This is a genomic window from Embleya sp. NPDC050493 (assembly GCF_044458105.1).
In the GTDB taxonomy this organism is placed as follows: domain Bacteria; phylum Actinomycetota; class Actinomycetes; order Streptomycetales; family Streptomycetaceae; genus Embleya.
The window spans coordinates 1-15,433 of the sequence record NZ_JBITHP010000008.1; the positions used below are offsets into that span (position 1 = coordinate 1).

A 15,433-nucleotide genomic window follows, 5' to 3' on the forward strand; every position below is an offset into this window, starting at 1 on the left:
CAACCCCGCCCGCAGGCCCCGAACCTGCCGCATGTCCACACCCACAACATGCTCTCGACAGACATATCTGGCAAGACCTAACGAAGTCCTACTAGGGTTGTGCCGTGTTCGATTCGTCCGACTTCGATCTGACGCCGTACGCAGACTCCGAGGTGTCCGCCGTGCGGCGCACCTATTGCAGTTGGGGTGAGGCGGGCTGGCGTTCGTTGCTCGTGCAGTGCTTCGACCACGCACCCGAGGTCGAACACTTTCGGCTTCCCGGGGTCTGCGACCTGCATCTGGTGCTCTGCGTGGCCGGGGACGTGGTCATGCGGACACGGTCGGACGGGCGGGCGGTCCGCCGCCGCTGGCTTCCCGGCAATCTGGAACTCGTCGTGCCCGGGCGGTCGAGCGTACGCAGCTACCGGACGACGTCCGCGCTGCGCACCATCCAGGTGCACATCCCGTCGGCGACCGTCGATCGAGCCGCCGCTCACCTGGGCGGCTCGGAGCCGGACTACGAAGCGCTGTCGGCCGCGGCGGACGCGGGCGATCCGGTTGTCGAACACCTCATGCGCGCACTGCCCGCCGCCGGCGCGAACGACCTGTACGCGGAGTCGGCCGCCGCGTTCCTCGCCACGCACCTGCTGAACCGGGGCCGGCACGCAAGCCTGCCGGGTCCCGAACACGCGGCGGTCCGGGTGGGTGTCGCCGTCATGCGCGAGCGGCTGGCGGAGCCGCTCACGCTGGCCGACATCGCCGCCGAAGCACACCTGAGCGTCTACCACTTCATCCGCGTCTTCCGGGCGGCGACCGGGGAGACGCCCCATCGGTTCCTCACCCGACTGCGGATCGAGCGGGCGCAGGAGTTGTTGGCCGACGGCACCCTCACCATCGGGCAGATCGCCGACCGTTGCGGTTTCGCGAGTCCCGGAGCGCTGTCCGCGGCCTTCCTGGGTCGGGTCGGCGTCCGGCCCTCGGTGTACCGCAAGATCTGATCGGTGATCGGCAATCCGGCGCATGTCCCCGGGCCGGCCGCGTCGCTAGGTTCGGACGGAGTCATACAGCCACGTCGTGGCCGCATGCTCGCCGACGGACCCGGACACGTCGGGTGGTCGTTCGGGGAGCCGCTCCGGGCCACCGCGACCCGGCGGTCGCGGTACCCCCGGACGGTCATTTCGCAAGGGTGTGCGGCAGCGAAGGAAAGGATTCGGATCTTGCGCAGCTACGACGCGACCGCGACTTCGACGGCGCCTCCGGCCGTCGTCTGGCGTCTGCTCGTCGACGCCCGTACCTGGCCCGTCTGGTCGACCGTCGACAGCCTGGACACCGAACGCTCCAGCGGGCTCGATCCGGACGGGCGGGATCCCGTCGGGGCGGTCCGCGCGTTCCGTACCGGGCGGACGGTGACCGGAGAGCGGCTGACCGGGCTCGACGAGGAGAGGCAACTGACCTACGAGGACGCGTTCAACCCGGCCATCCGTGACTATCGGGCGGTCGTCGACCTGACACCTGCGGCCGACGGGGGCACGGTCATCCACTGGCACGGCACCTATTCCGCCCGGTGGGGAACGGGTTGGCTGATGGAGCGCGTCATGCGGGGCGTCATGCAGCGCATGGCCGACGGCCTCGCCGCACACGCGGCGGCCCAGTCGTCCGATGCCGAAACCCCGTGACGGGGCGTTGCCGCGGGGCGTTCGGCGTGGTCGACGATCGTGCGCGCGGGGCGCGGCGCCGCCCGCCGCGAGGAGTGCGTCGGGCGCCGCCGGGCCGGGGTGACAGGCGCCCGGGCGCTCCCGTCCGGGTGCGGGTGCGGGTGCGGGTCAAGCCTTGACGGGTGGTTCGGTGGTCTCTCGTCGGCCGCCCAGCGGGATCACCAGCGGGACGCCCGAGACCGGGCACGGGATGACCGATGTGCGCAAGTCGAAGACCTCGTGGACCAGTTCGGGGGTGACGATGTCGGCGGGAGGTCCTGCGGCGACGACTCGGCCGGCGCGCATCGCGACGAGATGGTCGGCGTAGCGGCACGCGTGGTTGAGTTCGTGCAGGACCATCACGACGGTGCGTCCGTCGGTGCGGTTGAGGTCGGCGACGAGTTCGAGTACGTCGACCTGGTAGGCGAGGTCGAGGTAGGTCGTGGGCTCGTCGAGCAGGAGCACGTTCGTGTCCTGGGCGAGCGCCATCGCGATCCACACCCGTTGCCGCTGGCCACCGGAGAGTTCGTCGATGGAGCGGTCGCCGAGGGCGGTGGTGCCGGTGACCGCGAGGGCACGATCGACCACGGCGTCGTCGGCCGAGGACCACTGTCGCCACCAGCGCTGGTGCGGGGTGCGGCCGCGGGCGACCAGATCGCGTACGCCGATGCCGTCGGGTGCGGTCGGCGTCTGGGGCAACAGGGCCAGGCGCAGGGCGAGTTCGCGTCCGGGCAGGTCGGCGATGTCGCTGCCGTCCAGGTGTACGACGCCGGCTGCCGGCTTGAGCAGGCGGGCCAGGGCGCGCAGCGCGGTGGACTTGCCGCACGCGTTGGGGCCGACGAGCGCGGTGACCTTGCCCGCGGGGATGTGCAGGTCGAGGTCTTCGGCCACGACGCGGTCGCCGTAGCCCAGCCGAAGACCGTGGCCGGACAATCCGGCCGGGTCCGGTGCGGTGGTGGTCACGTCAACCCTTTCCGGCCCGGTTGGTCCGGGCGAGCAGCCACATCAGGTACGGGGCACCGACCGCGCCGGTGACGATGCCCACCGGCAGTTCTGTCGGCGAGAAGGCGAGTCGGGCGACCAGGTCGGCGGCGAGCAGTGTCGCGGCGCCGACCAGTCCGCTCGCGATCAGCGGGATGCCGGCGGTGCCGGTGAGTCGGCGGGCGATCTGGGGTGCGCCGAGCGCGATGAACGCGACCGGTCCGGCCGAGGCGGCGGCCACCGACGCCAGGCACGTGGCCACCACGAGCAGGGCGATGCGGGCGCGGCGCAGCGGCATGCCGAGGCTGAGCGCGGTGTCGTCGTCGAACTGCAGGAGTTGGTAGGGGCGGGCCAGGGCGAGCGCGAGGGGCACGAGGACCACCAGCGCGATGCCGACCCAGCGCACGTGCGCGTAGTCGCGCCCGTTCAGGCTGCCGGTGAGCCAGACCATGGCGCGGGAGGCCTGGTCGATGTCGGCCCGGGCGAGCATCCAGCGGGTCACGGCCATCAGCACGCCGTGCATCGCGAGGCCGACCAGCACGAATCGGTAGCCGGTGATGGTGCCGCCGCGATAGGCCATCAGATAGATGAAGGCGGCGGTGAGCATGGACCCGGCGAGCGCGCCGAAGGGGACGGCCCCGAAGGACGCGGCGCCCGCCGAGGTGACGCCGCCGATCAGGATCGCGCAGACGGCGCCGGCGCTCGCGCCGGCGGAGATGCCGATCAGGTCGGGTCCGGCCAGCGGATTGCGGGTGACGGCCTGGAAGATCGCGCCGGACAGGCCGAACGCGAGGCCGACGAGCAGCGCGGTGAGGGCGCGCGGCAGCCGCAGTTCGCGCACGATCAGGTCGGCGTCGCCGGAGCCGATGCCCAGCAGCGAGTCGACGACGTCGCGGATCGGGATGGAGAACGTACCGATGGACACCGACGCGACCAGCCCGCACGCGATGGTCGCGAGCAGTGCGGTGGTGACGATCGCGACGCGGGGTCGCACGGACATGCCGAAGGGGCCCAGTTCGACTCTCATCGGGCGTGCTCCTTGAGCTTGCCGCGCTTGACCAGCGCGATCAGGAAGGGCGCGCCGAGGATCGCGGTGACCACGCCGACCTCCAGTTCGCCGGGGCGCGCCACCAGTCGGCCGACGACGTCGGCGCCGATGGTGAGGGTGGCGCCGGCGAGGCCGGAACAGGGCACGAGCCAGCGGGCGTCCGGGCCGGTGAAGGCCCGTACCAGGTGGGGAACGACCAGGCCGACGAAGGTGATCGGGCCGGCGGCGGCGACCGCGGCGCCGGCGAGGAGGATGACCGCGAGGGCGCCGAGGGCGCGGGTGGTGCCGACCTTGATGCCCAGGGTGGAGGCGAGGTCGTCGCCCAGGGCGAGGGCGTTGAGTCGGCCGCACAGGGCGAGGGCCAGGATCAGTCCGACGGCCACGAACGGCAGGAGGCGCACGCCGAGATCGGTGTCGCGTCCGGCCAGCGAGCCGACGGCCCAGAAGCGGTACTGGTCGAGGGTGCGGACGTCCAGGAGAACGAGCGCGTTGGTGAACGCGTCCAGCAGTGCGGTCACGGCGGCGCCGGAGAGGGCGAGCTTGGCGGGGGTGGCGCCGCCGTACCCGGTGCCGCCGACGAGGTAGGCGAGCAGGCCGGCGAGTGCGGCGCCGAGGAAGGCGAACCACACGTACTGGTAGGGGCTGGTCAGTCCGAGCAGGCCGATGCTCGCCGCCACCGCGCACGCCGCGCCCGCGCTGACTCCGATCAGGCCGGGGTCGCCGAGCGGGTTGCGGGTGATGTCCTGCGCGACCGCGCCCGCGACGCCGAGGGCGATGCCGACCAACAGGCCCAGGAACGTGCGCGGAACGCGCAGGTCCCGGACGATGATCGCGTCGCCCTCGCGGCTGCCGCCCAGCGCGTGGAGGACGTCCGTGAGCGGGACGTTCTTGGTGCCGATGGCGAGCGATGCGAAGACGACCACGGCCAGGGCCGCGAGCAGGGTCGTTGCCACGGTGACGCGGCGACCGGTGCCGTGGCGGTCCGGCGCCGGTGGCCGTTCGGGTGCCGCGCGCGGGGCGACGAGATCGGTGTTCGAATGCACGAACGTAAGGTAAGGCACGCCTAAAATCCGGAAAACGCGACCCCGTCGCATCTGCCCGGAAAGGCAAGGCTAACCTCATCTCCACTTCCCCGGCCGAAGGTGGCTTCGCGCTGCCGCCTGCCCGGATGCCCCTTGCCGGATCGCATGGCCCTGTCGGTCCTGTTGTCCCTGTCGTTCCTGTCATTCGTGGAGGATTCATGTTCACGTTCGGACGCCGTAGACGAAACGTCCGTCTCGGCCTCGCCGCACTCGCCATCGCGCTGACGGCGGGCCTGACCGCGTGCGGCGAGGACTCCGACGACAAGGCCGCGGGTACGGACAAGCCCGCGGCGGCGTCCTCCGGCGCGGCGGCCTCCACCGCGTCGTTCCCGCGCACCATCACGCACGACAAGGGCACCACCACGATCAAGGAGAAGCCCAAGCGCGTGGTGGCGCTGGACAACAGCCTCGTCGAGGCGGTCGCCGCGCTCGACGTTCCGCTGGTCGGCGGCATCGGCTCCTACCGCGACCAGAAGGGCTTCCCGCCCTACCTCGGTGACGCGGTCCGGAACACCAAGGAGGTCGGCCCGCTCGACAGCCCCAACCTGGAACAGATCGCGCTGCTCAAGCCCGACCTGATCATCTCCGCGACCGTGCGACACGACCAGCTCTACGCGCAGTTGTCCAAGATTGCGCCGACCGTCTTCGTCAAGACCACCGGCCCGATCTGGAAGGAGAACGTCAAGCTCGTCGGCCAGGCGCTCGGCGAGGACGACAAGGCCAAGGCCAAGCTGGCCGCGTACGAGACGCGCGCGAAGAAGATCGGCGACGCGATCAACGCGAAGGCGAACAGGCCCACGGTGTCCGTCGTGCGCTTCGTGGACGGCCCGACGCGCATCTACCTGGGCAAGACGTTCAGCGGCATCATCCTGAGCGACATGGGCCTGACCCGTCCGGAAAACCAGCGCGACCCCGAGAAGTTCAACATCGAGGTCAGCGAGGAACAGATCGGGCAGGCGGACGCCGACTACATCTTCATGACGTCCTTCTCCGGCGGCGAGGAGCGCAAGAACAAGTTCCTGGCCAACCCGCTGTGGCAGCGCCTGAAGGCCGTTCAGGCCGGACACGTGTACGAGGTCAAGGACGAGCACTGGATGACCTCGGTCTCGCTCCAGGGCGCGGACATGGTCCTCGACGACCTGGCCCGCACCTTCGCGGTCGACCCGGCGAAGTAGGCCCGCCCGCGGCCCTGCCCGGCTCGCCGCGGTGCGGCCGGGCGGGGCCGCGTCGCGTGGGCGGGGGAGGGCCGGGTCCGCCCGGGCGCCGCTCGGCGCAGCCCTGCGGGGGCGGCGACGGGAGGCGGCCTTCCCGATCGCGTGCATAGTTTTGCTGGGAAGCGTAAATCTATGCCATGCTGTCGGCCTCGGGTTCTCCCGGGCTCACTCGTTACGATTCGGGGCCACGCGCGATCGGGCCGCTTGGGGTGCACACATGTCGAAGGTCTTGAACAAGCTGCCGGTCGGCGAACGGATCGGTATCGCCTTCTCCGGCGGGCTGGACACCTCGGTCGCGGTGGCGTGGATGCGGGAACGCGGCGCGATCCCCTACGCGTACACGGCCGACATCGGTCAGTACGACGAGCCGGATCTGGGCGACGTGCCGCAGCGTGGCCTTGCCTACGGCGCGGAGCAGGCGCGGCTCGTGGACTGCCGGGCCGCGCTGGTCGAGGAGGGCCTTGCCGCGCTGGCCTGCGGCGCCTTCCACATCCGTTCGGGTGCGCAGGCCTACTTCAACACCACCCCGCTCGGGCGCGCCGTGGTGGGCACGCTCCTGGTGCGGGCCATGCACGAGGACGACGTCTCCATCTGGGGCGACGGGTCCACGTACAAGGGCAACGACATCGAGCGGTTCTACCGTTACGGTCTGCTCGCCAACCCCGAGTTGCGGATCTACAAGCCCTGGCTGGACGGGGAGTTCGTGGCGGAGCTCGGCGGTCGGCAGGAGATGTCCACCTGGCTGGCGGAACGCGACCTGCCCTATCGCGACTCCGCCGAGAAGGCGTACTCCACCGACGCGAACATCTGGGGAGCCACGCACGAGGCCAAGCGTCTCGAATACCTGGACACCTCGCTCGAAATGGTGAACCCGATCATGGGTGTCGCCTACTGGGACCCCGAGGTGGAGATCGCGACCGAGGACGTCACCGTCGAGTTCGAGCACGGTCGCCCGGTGCGCATCAACGGACGCGCGTTCGCCGACGCGACGGAACTGGTGCACGAGGCCAATGCCATCGGCGGCCGGCACGGGCTCGGGATGTCGGACCAGATCGAGAACCGCATCATCGAGGCCAAGAGCCGCGGTGTGTACGAGGCTCCCGGGATGGCGCTGCTGCACGTGTGCTACGAGCGGCTGCTCAACGCCATCCACAACGAGGACACCATCTCCATGTACCACGTCGAGGGGCGCCGGCTCGGGCGACTGCTCTACGAGGGCCGTTGGTTCGACCCGCAGGCGCTCATGCTCCGGGACGGCCTGCAGCGGTGGATCGGCTACCCGATCACCGGCAGCGTCACGGTGCGGTTGCGGCGCGGCCAGGACTACTCGGTGCTCGACACGCAGGGCCCGAACCTCAGCTACCACCCGGAAAAGTTGTCCATGGAGCGCAGCCTCGACCAGCCGTTCGTCCCGGACGACCGGATCGGGCAACTCACCATGCGCAACCTGGACATCGCCGATTCGCGGAACAAGCTCGAACAGTACGCCGCGCACGGTGCGCTCAACCCGTGGAGCCGGCTCATCGGCGAGCTGACCCCGGGCGGCGCGACGGCCATCGCCGCGGGCAGCGAGGACGCCGAGGCCGTCGCGGAGGCATCCGACGCCCTCGACCACGCGGCCATGGAGTCCGGAACCGACTGAGCGATCCGCGTCGTACGGACGTGCACGAACACCGAGGCCCCGAAAGGCGGTCGGCTCCGGCCGCTGCCTTTCGGGGCCTCGGTGTGCGCGGTGTCCGGTGTGGGCCGCCGGCCGGGCGCCCGCCGGGATCGCACAGGGCTAGGCCAGCGCGTACATCCTGATCACCACGACGTCCTCGCCGTCCGGCCGGGCCAGCCCGACGAACACGGTCTCGGCGAGGCGGCGGTGGGCCGGGGCGTCGGTGCGGAAGATCGGCGACGTGCGGTAGTAGTGGCCCTTCTCGGTGACCCGGAGGTCGCCGTCGTACTGGTCGGGGCCGTCCGGAGCGGGGCGGTAGTAGCCGCGGTTGACGATGTCGACGACCGCGCCGTCGTCGGCGCGGATCAGGTAGCGGGCCTCCAGTTCGCAGACCTCGCCGCGGGTGTTGCTCCAGTCGCCGCCGCCGGGCAACACGGTGCCGTTGAACCAGGGTCCGGCGACCGTGCCGCCGACGATCGGGGTGAACTCGGTGATCTCGCCGTCGCCGTGGCCGATGTGCAGCGTCTCGGCGACGTGGGCGCGGATCTCGAAGGCGAATTCGAGGGCGGGAGTGAAGGTCATTGCGGGTCCTCGACGAGAAGGGAAGGGAGGGAGGGAAGGAAGGGGTCGGAAAATCCCGGGGGCGGAGTGTGCCGGGTGTGGTCCTGCGGTGTCACCCTGTATCGGGCCCGCGCCGGCGCGGTACCCATCCGGGTTTGGGGATCGAGTCGATCAGACGGCGGGTGTAGGCGTCCTCGGGCGCGCCGAGAACCCGCTCGACCGGACCGTGCTCGACGATCCGCCCGGCGCGCATCACCAACACCTCGTCGCTGACGTAGGGGACCGCACCGAGGTCGTGGGTGATGAACAGCAGTGCGGTGCCCGTGCTTTCGCGGATGCGGGCCAGCAGGTTGAGGATCTGCGCCTGGATCGACACGTCGAGTGCGGCGACGGCCTCGTCCAGGATCAACACGCGTGGCTCGGCCGCCAGCGCGCGGGCGATCGCCACCCGTTGACGCTGGCCGCCGGAAAGTTCCTTGGGCAGCGAGCGGGCCTGGCGATCGTCCATGCCGACCATGTCCAGGAGTTCCGCGACCCGGGCGCGCAGCGCCTCGCCCCCGAGCGGGCGATGCAGCGCGACGGCCTCGGCCACCGCATCCGCGACCGACTGGCGCCGGTCCAGTGACGAATACGGGTCCTGGAAGACCATCTGGATCTGCCCGGCCCGAGTCCGGCGGTCCGCGCCGCCCCTGCGCCCGGGCCGGCGCTCCTCTCCCGCCACCACGACGCGTCCGCCGCTCGGCGGCTCCAGCCCGGCGATCATGCGCGCGGTGGTGGTCTTGCCGGAACCCGATTCCCCCACCACCGCGAGCGATTCGCCCGCGCCCAGCGCGAAGCCGACGCCGTCGACGGCGACGAAACCGCCGTAGACCTTGCGCAGGTCGGTGACCTCAAGCATGGCGGCCGGCCTCCTCGGGTGCGGTGGTGTGCGGGAAGTGGCACGCCGCCGTACTCGGGCCGGCGGGGCGCGGCTCGGGGCGTTCGGCGCGACACCGCTGCTCGGCCCGCGGACATCGCGGGGCGAAGGCACATCCGGGCGGCACTTCGAATCCGGACAGCGGCCGTCCGCTGATCGCGCGCAGTTCGGCCCTCGGGCCGCCGACGGCGGGCCGGGAGGCGAGCAGGGCCCGGGTGTACGGGTGTGCGGTGCCCTCGTGGAGCGCCGCGGCGGGCACCTGTTCGACGGTCGATCCGGCGTACATGACGACGACGCGGTCGCATACGGCCGCCGCGAGTTCGAGGTCGTGGGTGATGAACAGCATGGCCAGGCCGCGGGCCTCGCGGGCCTCGGCGATGATCGCCATCACCTCCTCCTGGGTGGTGACGTCCAGCGCGGTGGTCGGTTCGTCGGCCAGCAGCAGTCGGGGTTCGGCGGCCAGGGCGGCGGCGATCATCACCCGTTGGAGGAGTCCGCCGGACAACTCCCACGGGCGTTGCCGCATGCGGCGCTCCGCGTCGGTGATGCCGACTTCGCGCAGGATGCCCGCGACCTTGCGCCGGGCGTCGGGCGCGGACATCCCGCATGCGGTGGTGAGGCCCTCGATGAGGAAATCGCCGACGCCGCGGGCCGGATTGATGTGGGCGCGCGGGTCCTGGAACACCATCGCGACCTCGCTTGCCCGATAGGCGCGCAGCCGGGTGCGGGTCATGTCCGGGATTGACTCGCCGGCGAAGCACAGGGTGCCGTGCACCTGCGCGCCGGGCGGCAGGAGGCGCAACACCGAACGTGCGGTGAGCGATTTCCCGGATCCCGATTCGCCGACCAGGGCGATCGCTTCGCCCTCCGCCACGGTGACGTCGGCCCGGTGCACGACGGTCCTGGGGGTGCCGTCGATCGGAAGGTCGAGGCGCAGCGCACCGATCTCCAGCAGCGGCGCGAGCGGTGGCTTCGTGGTCGGGGTCATGTGTTCTCTCCCAGCAGGCGCCGGGAGAGCCCCGATCCCAGCAGGTTGACGGCGACCACGACGACCAGCACGACCAGTCCGGTGAACAGCGACTGCTGGGGGTGGCCGGCCATGATGCCGGAGGCGCCGTTGGACACCATGAGGCCCCATTCCGGGTCGGGCGGTTGGGCGCCGAGGCCGATGAAGGAGATCGCGGCGACGTCCAGGAGCGCGTAGCCGAAGCCGATGGTGGCCTGGACCAGGACGAGCGGGGCGAGATTGGGCAGCAGGTGGCGCAGCCAGATGCGGCGGGTGGGGGCGCCCAGGAGTTGCAGGGCGGAGACGTACGGCAGTGCGCGTTCCTTCAGCGCCGCGGAGCGCACCACCCGGGTGACCAGCGGCAGGTAGGCGATGGAGAGCGCGGCGACCGGGGCGACGAGCCCGGCACCGAAGACCGCCGCGGCGAGCACCGCGAGGATCAGCCCGGGGAAGCCGAAGACCACGTCCAGGAGCCCGGAGACGATCCGGTCGACCCACCCGCCGAACCAGGCCGCGGACAGCGCGAGCAGGACTCCGACCACGGTCGAGAAGGCCACCACGAGTGCCGGTGCGACCAGGGCGGCGCGGGCTCCGCAGATGATCCGGGACAGGATGTCCCGGCCGGTGTCGTCGGTGCCGAGCAGGTGGGCGCCCGACGGCTCCGCGTTGACGTCGAACGGGTCGACGGCGTTGGGGTCGTGCGGCGCGATGAAGGGTCCGATCAGGGCGAGCAGGACGACGGCACCGACCACGCAGGCCGCGGCCGGGGTGATGCGGTCGCCGGGCCGGGGGCGTGCGGAGGGCGGGTTCTCCGGCTCGGTCCGGGGCGCGGGGTGGGAGCCGGCCGTGCGGCCGGCCGCGGTGCTGCTCATCGGCTTCCCTTCCGTGCGGACCGCGGGTCAAGGGCCGCGCCGACCAGATCGACGAGGGTGTTGACGACCACGAAGACAACGACGAACAGCAGCGACACGGCCTGCACGACCGCGAGGTCCTGCTTGGCCGCGGCGTCGATCATCAGCGCGCCCAATCCGCCGATGCCGAAGGCCTGTTCGGCGACCGCGGTGGTGGCGATCAGGCCCGCGACCCCGACGCCCGAGACGGCGAAGACCGGCCCGGACGCGTTGCGCAACACGTGCCGGCGGATGACGACGGACTCGGGCACGCCGCGGCTGCGTGCGGTCTCGACGTGCTCGGCGCGCAGTTCGGCGCGTACGGCCGCGCGGGTGACCTGGGCGACGTAGCCGATCCACGAGACGGCGAGGGCGATGGCGGGCAGGGTCAGGTGCGCCAGGGTCCCGGTGAAGCCGCTGCCGGTGCCGTAGACCGGGAACCACGGCAGTTGCACGGCGAACACCCAGATCAGCAGCACCGCCATGATGAACGTCGGCACCGCCATGGCGCTCGCGGTCGCCGTGGTGACCAGCGCCTCGGTGCGCCCGCCGCGCAGCGCGGCCAGGGTCCCGGCGGCGGTGCCGAGCACGATGACCAGGACGGCGGCGTACCCGACGAGCGCGAACGTGTCGCCCGCGCGGGAGCCGATCAGGTGGCCGACGCTGTCGCGGTAGACGAGCGACTTGCCGAAGTCGCCGTGCAGGCAACCGGAGAACCAGTGCCACCAGCCTTGCAGGAACGGGTCGTCGAGGTGGTAGTCGCGGTGGATTCGGGCGAGGACCGCCGGATCGGGCTTGCGGGCGCCGCCGACGAGCAGGGTGGCCGGGTCGCCCGGGGCGAGCATGAGGGCGCCGTGGATGGCCAGGCCGGCGATCACGACGGTGACGGCGAGCGTGGCGATGCGGCCGGCGACGAAGGACGGCGACATGGTGCTCACTCGCCGTCCGGGTCGGTGCCGGGGGCCGGCGGCAGCACGGTCAGGCGCAGCCGGGACGGGTACGCGGGCCCGGTGCGCAGGGTCTGGACGCCGGCCTTGGGCGCGGTGGTCAGCCACGGGTTCTCGGTGGTGCCGGAGTTGGGCAGGTGGTTGGGGAAGTCGCTGCCGGCGACCATCAGGGCGAGCCGGTGTCCGGGGCGCAACCGGTAGCCGGTGTGGCCGAGTTCGATCTCGTGCGCGCCGGCGGCATCCGCCTGGGCGCAGCCGCGCAGCACGAGCCGGGCGGTGCCGTCGGGGGCGAGGTCCAGGAGCCGGACGAACAGGTCGTGGGTGGGGGTGGTGCTCTCGGTGTGCAGGACGGCGTGCACCGGGCCGGCCAGGTCGAGCGGGCCGGCTGCCGCAGGGCCGGTGAAGACCAGCACGTCGTCGCGGTCGGCGGTGGCGCTTTCGTCCGGGTGGTCGTGCAGCAGCATGAAGGTGTTGGTGACGGCGGACGGTACGAGGTGGTCGGGGTCGTACCGCCAGGTCACCGATTCCGGCCCCGGTGACGGGAGTTCGCCGAGCGTGCCGCCCGGGAGCGGGCCGGTCGCGGCGTGCGGCGTGCCGAGATACCAGTCGCGGGCGACGGCCTCCGGCGGCGGCCAGGTGCTCGCGACGCGCGAGCCGGCGTGGCCGAGCTTCCAGCGCACGCGGGGCAGGGTGTCGGGGTGGGCGGTGCCCTTGAGGAAGACGTCGAAGAAGTCGAGGGCCGGCCCGGTGTACGCGTCGAGCAGCCTGGTCAGGGCGTCTTCGTCGGTCATGTGGTCGTTCGCCGGGCCGACCGGGGCGTTCTCCAGGAAGTAGTTCTCGTGGTCGATCGCGTCGGCGTCGAGGTACTGCACGGCGGCCCAGCCGGGGCGCTTGGCCAGTTCGGTGTAGTCGTGCATGTGCGCGATGCCGAGGTTGTCGAACCAGCCGACGCAGTGCAGCACCGGGACGGGGCGCGCGTCGTAGGGGTGGGGCCCGTTGTAGGCGGGCAGTTCGATGTCGCCGACGATGAGGTCGAAGCCCGCCGAGCGTTTGCCGATCGCGGCGAAGGCTTCCTCGTAGGCGGCGATCAGGGGTCGTTTGCTCAGGTCGGGTTCGAAGTCGTAGGTGTCGTTGTCGATCCAGATATGCGCCTGGTAGTCGGCGCCTTCGAGCCACACCGGCTGCCGGGCGGCGGCGTAGGCGGCCGTGCCGGGGACGATGTTCGTGGAGGTGACGCGCGGGACGATGGCGCGCAGCGCGGGGTGTTGGCTGGAGACGGCGGACCACTGGGTGAACCCGTAGTAGGAGTCGCCGAACATGCCGACGATGCCGTCGGACCAGGGTTGGCGGGTGATCCAGTCGAGCGTGTCGTAGCCGTCGTCGACCTCCCCGGTCCAGCCGAGGGTGTGGCCCTGGGAACGGAACTTGCCGCGGACGTCCTGGACGACCATGACGTAGCCGCGGGCGGTGAAGCGTTCGGCGACGTTCTCGAAGAAGACGTAGCGGCTGTTCTTGTCGTACGGCAGGCGCACGAGCACGGTCGGCGCGGGGGCGGATCCGGCGCGGTACACGTCGGTGGCCAGTCGTACGCCGTCGCGCATGCGCACCATGTGCTGCTGTGCGTGATCGGGAACGGGTTGGGCCGCGACGCGTTCGAAGGCAAGGCTCATGAGCACTCCAACGCGGGGGAAAGCACGCGAGAACACGTGGAAAACGCTGTGATATAACAGCGTTGCATCACGCGAAGTTCCACGTCAAGCCCCCACTGAGCTAGGTTGCCCTCATGCCGATCGACGTCGACGAAGTCCAGCGCCGCAAGGCCATCGCCAAGGCGACGCTCACCGTCGCCGCGCGGGACGGGGCCCGCGCGGTGACGATCCGCGCGGTCGCCAGGGAACTCGGCGGCTCCACCGCGATGGTCACCAACTACGTGCCCACCCGGATCGCCCTGATCACCAACGCCGTCGCGGCGGCCGAGTCCCGATGGAACGGCGAACTGGAGGAGCACGTCGACGGCCTCGACGGCCGGGAGCGACTGCACGCGACCGTCGCCTGGAACCTCACGACCGACCCGGACGACCTGCAACTGCGCCGCCTGTGGGTGGAGATGTTGTCGTCCGTGCAGAGCGGCGCCGAGTCCGCGGACGCCGCGCAGACCCGCGAACCCGCGGCCACCCGCCGAGAACTCCTCGACGCCGTCACCGCCGCGGGCGTCGCCGACCCCGAACTCGCCGCCGACCTGCTCTTCCTGCTGGTGCGCGGCTACTTCATCTCCACCGTCGAGGACCCCGAACCGTGGACGCCCGAGCGCGTGGCGCGGGTCGCGAACGCGATCGTGGACATGCTCACGCGCGGGCCCGCCGGCACCGACTGAGCACCCCGGAAACGGCGCGGCGCGCACGGGGCCGGTCCTGCGGAACCTGCGTGGCCTGCGTGGTCTGCGCCGGTCGACGGCTCGGCGCGGGTGAATACACCTAGACGCGGCGGGCGTTCGGGTCGTCGGTGTCGGTGTCGGTGTCGGTGTCGGTGTCGGTGGCGGGGGCCAGGCCGAGGACGCGGACCGCGTTCTCCTTGAGGATCAGCGGCCGTATCTCGTCCTTGATGTCCAGTCGCGCGAAGTCGGCGAGCCAGCGTTCGGGCGTGATGACCGGATAGTCGGAGCCGAACAGCACCTTGTGGCGCAACGTCGAGTTCGCGGCGCGCACCAGCTGCGGCGGGAAGTACTTCGGCGACCAGCCGGACAGGTCGATGTACACGTTGGCCTTGTGCGTCGCGATCGAGATCGCCTCGTCCTGCCACGGCACCGACGGATGGGCGAGGATGATCGTCAACTCGGGGAAGTCCGCCGCGACGTCGTCGATCAACATCGGGTTCGAATGCCGCAGCTTGATGCCGCGCCCGCCCGGCAGGCCCGCGCCGATGCCGGTCTGCCCGGTGTGGAAGAGGGCGGGTACGCCGGCCTCGGCGAGTGCCTCGTACAGCGGGTAGAAACGCGTGTCGTTCGGGTCGAACCCCTGGAGGCTGGGGTGGAACTTGAAGCCGCGGACGCCGTGTCGCGTGATCAGGCGGCGGGCGCGGGCGACGGCGGCCCGGCCGCCGTGCGGGTCGACCGAGCCGAACGGGACGAGGATGTCGGCATGCGCCGCGGCGGCGTCGGCGATCTCCTCGCTGGACAGCGCCGGGTGGCCGGTCGCGGCACTCGCGTCGACGGTGAAGACGACCGCGGCGGTGCGACGGGCGCGGTAGTGCGCGGCGATGCGTTCCAGGGTCGGGGTGCGGTCCTGGTCGGCCTTGAAGTAGGCGGCGGAGGCGTCGAGCAGTTCGCGGTCGAGAGCGAAACAGCCGTGGCCGTCCTGTTCGACGTGCACGTGCATGTCGACGGCGTCGATGGTGGTCGGGTCCATGGTCGTTCCCTGGGAAGCGAGGCGGGTGGGACGGGTGACGGGATGTGCCGG

15 protein-coding genes are annotated in these 15,433 nt (G+C 71.4%); 5 read left to right on the forward strand and 10 right to left on the reverse strand.

Features of this window, described 5'->3' with window-relative positions; genetic code table 11:
* Positions 1–104: 104 nt before the first annotated feature.
* Positions 105–977 (forward strand): helix-turn-helix domain-containing protein, encoded by an 873-nt coding sequence (locus tag ACIBM5_RS17590; RefSeq protein ID WP_396007685.1) that lies wholly within the window; start codon positions 105–107, stop codon positions 975–977.
* A 219-nt stretch (positions 978–1,196) separates the two neighbouring features.
* Positions 1,197–1,655: an SRPBCC family protein gene (locus tag ACIBM5_RS17595; RefSeq protein ID WP_396007686.1), complete on the forward strand. Its 459-nt coding sequence runs from the start codon at positions 1,197–1,199 to the stop codon at positions 1,653–1,655.
* Between the two features lie 147 nt (positions 1,656–1,802).
* Here the strand turns inward: ACIBM5_RS17595 and ACIBM5_RS17600 are convergent, their stop codons facing one another.
* The 3 genes from ACIBM5_RS17600 to ACIBM5_RS17610 are packed head-to-tail and all read right to left on the reverse strand — an operon-like array spanning position 1,803 to position 4,745.
* Positions 1,803–2,636, reverse strand: coding sequence for an ABC transporter ATP-binding protein (locus tag ACIBM5_RS17600; protein ID WP_396007687.1), 834 nt, complete (start codon positions 2,634–2,636; stop codon positions 1,803–1,805).
* A 1-nt stretch (position 2,637) separates the two neighbouring features.
* Positions 2,638–3,681, reverse strand: coding sequence for a FecCD family ABC transporter permease (locus ACIBM5_RS17605; protein WP_396007688.1), 1,044 nt, complete (start codon positions 3,679–3,681; stop codon positions 2,638–2,640).
* A complete protein-coding gene (locus ACIBM5_RS17610) occupies positions 3,678–4,745 on the reverse strand; it encodes a FecCD family ABC transporter permease (RefSeq protein ID WP_396007689.1) in 1,068 nt (355 codons plus the stop codon). The genes ACIBM5_RS17605 and ACIBM5_RS17610 overlap by 4 nt, the downstream gene beginning before the upstream one ends.
* 197 nt (positions 4,746–4,942) lie before the next feature.
* Here ACIBM5_RS17610 and ACIBM5_RS17615 point away from each other — a divergent pair, with 197 nt between their 5' ends.
* The gene (locus ACIBM5_RS17615) at positions 4,943–5,959 is read left to right on the forward strand and encodes an ABC transporter substrate-binding protein (protein WP_396007690.1); all 1,017 of its coding nucleotides are present in this window, start codon (positions 4,943–4,945) and stop codon (positions 5,957–5,959) included.
* 256 nt (positions 5,960–6,215) lie between these two features.
* Positions 6,216–7,640 (forward strand): argininosuccinate synthase, encoded by a 1,425-nt coding sequence (gene argG, locus ACIBM5_RS17620; RefSeq protein ID WP_396007691.1) that lies wholly within the window; start codon positions 6,216–6,218, stop codon positions 7,638–7,640.
* 138 nt (positions 7,641–7,778) lie between these two features.
* Here the strand turns inward: argG and ACIBM5_RS17625 are convergent, their stop codons facing one another.
* From ACIBM5_RS17625 to ACIBM5_RS17650, 6 genes are all read right to left on the reverse strand, one after another.
* The gene (locus ACIBM5_RS17625) at positions 7,779–8,240 is read right to left on the reverse strand and encodes a DUF3237 domain-containing protein (protein ID WP_391583307.1); all 462 of its coding nucleotides are present in this window, start codon (positions 8,238–8,240) and stop codon (positions 7,779–7,781) included.
* A 91-nt stretch (positions 8,241–8,331) separates the two neighbouring features.
* On the reverse strand, positions 8,332–9,117 hold the full coding sequence (locus tag ACIBM5_RS17630; protein WP_396007692.1) for an ABC transporter ATP-binding protein: 786 nt from the start codon (positions 9,115–9,117) through the stop codon (positions 8,332–8,334).
* Positions 9,110–10,123 carry an ABC transporter ATP-binding protein gene (locus ACIBM5_RS17635; RefSeq protein ID WP_396007693.1) on the reverse strand — a complete coding sequence of 338 codons (1,014 nt, stop codon included), beginning with the start codon at positions 10,121–10,123 and terminating at the stop codon, positions 9,110–9,112. The genes ACIBM5_RS17630 and ACIBM5_RS17635 overlap by 8 nt, the downstream gene beginning before the upstream one ends.
* Positions 10,120–11,013 carry an ABC transporter permease gene (locus ACIBM5_RS17640; RefSeq protein WP_396007694.1) on the reverse strand — a complete coding sequence of 298 codons (894 nt, stop codon included), beginning with the start codon at positions 11,011–11,013 and terminating at the stop codon, positions 10,120–10,122. The genes ACIBM5_RS17635 and ACIBM5_RS17640 overlap by 4 nt, the downstream gene beginning before the upstream one ends.
* On the reverse strand, positions 11,010–11,960 hold the full coding sequence (locus ACIBM5_RS17645) for an ABC transporter permease (protein ID WP_396007940.1): 951 nt from the start codon (positions 11,958–11,960) through the stop codon (positions 11,010–11,012). Before ACIBM5_RS17645 ends, ACIBM5_RS17640 begins: the two co-directional genes overlap by 4 nt.
* 5 nt (positions 11,961–11,965) lie before the next feature.
* The gene (locus ACIBM5_RS17650) at positions 11,966–13,648 is read right to left on the reverse strand and encodes a CocE/NonD family hydrolase (protein ID WP_396007695.1); all 1,683 of its coding nucleotides are present in this window, start codon (positions 13,646–13,648) and stop codon (positions 11,966–11,968) included.
* A 113-nt stretch (positions 13,649–13,761) separates the two neighbouring features.
* Here ACIBM5_RS17650 and ACIBM5_RS17655 point away from each other — a divergent pair, with 113 nt between their 5' ends.
* The gene (locus ACIBM5_RS17655) at positions 13,762–14,352 is read left to right on the forward strand and encodes a TetR/AcrR family transcriptional regulator (protein WP_396007696.1); all 591 of its coding nucleotides are present in this window, start codon (positions 13,762–13,764) and stop codon (positions 14,350–14,352) included.
* Between the two features lie 100 nt (positions 14,353–14,452).
* On the opposite strand, the gene couO is transcribed toward ACIBM5_RS17655, so the two are convergent.
* On the reverse strand, positions 14,453–15,382 hold the full coding sequence (gene couO / locus ACIBM5_RS17660; protein ID WP_396007697.1) for a 4-hydroxyphenyl-beta-ketoacyl-CoA hydrolase: 930 nt from the start codon (positions 15,380–15,382) through the stop codon (positions 14,453–14,455).
* Positions 15,383–15,433 lie beyond the last annotated feature (51 nt).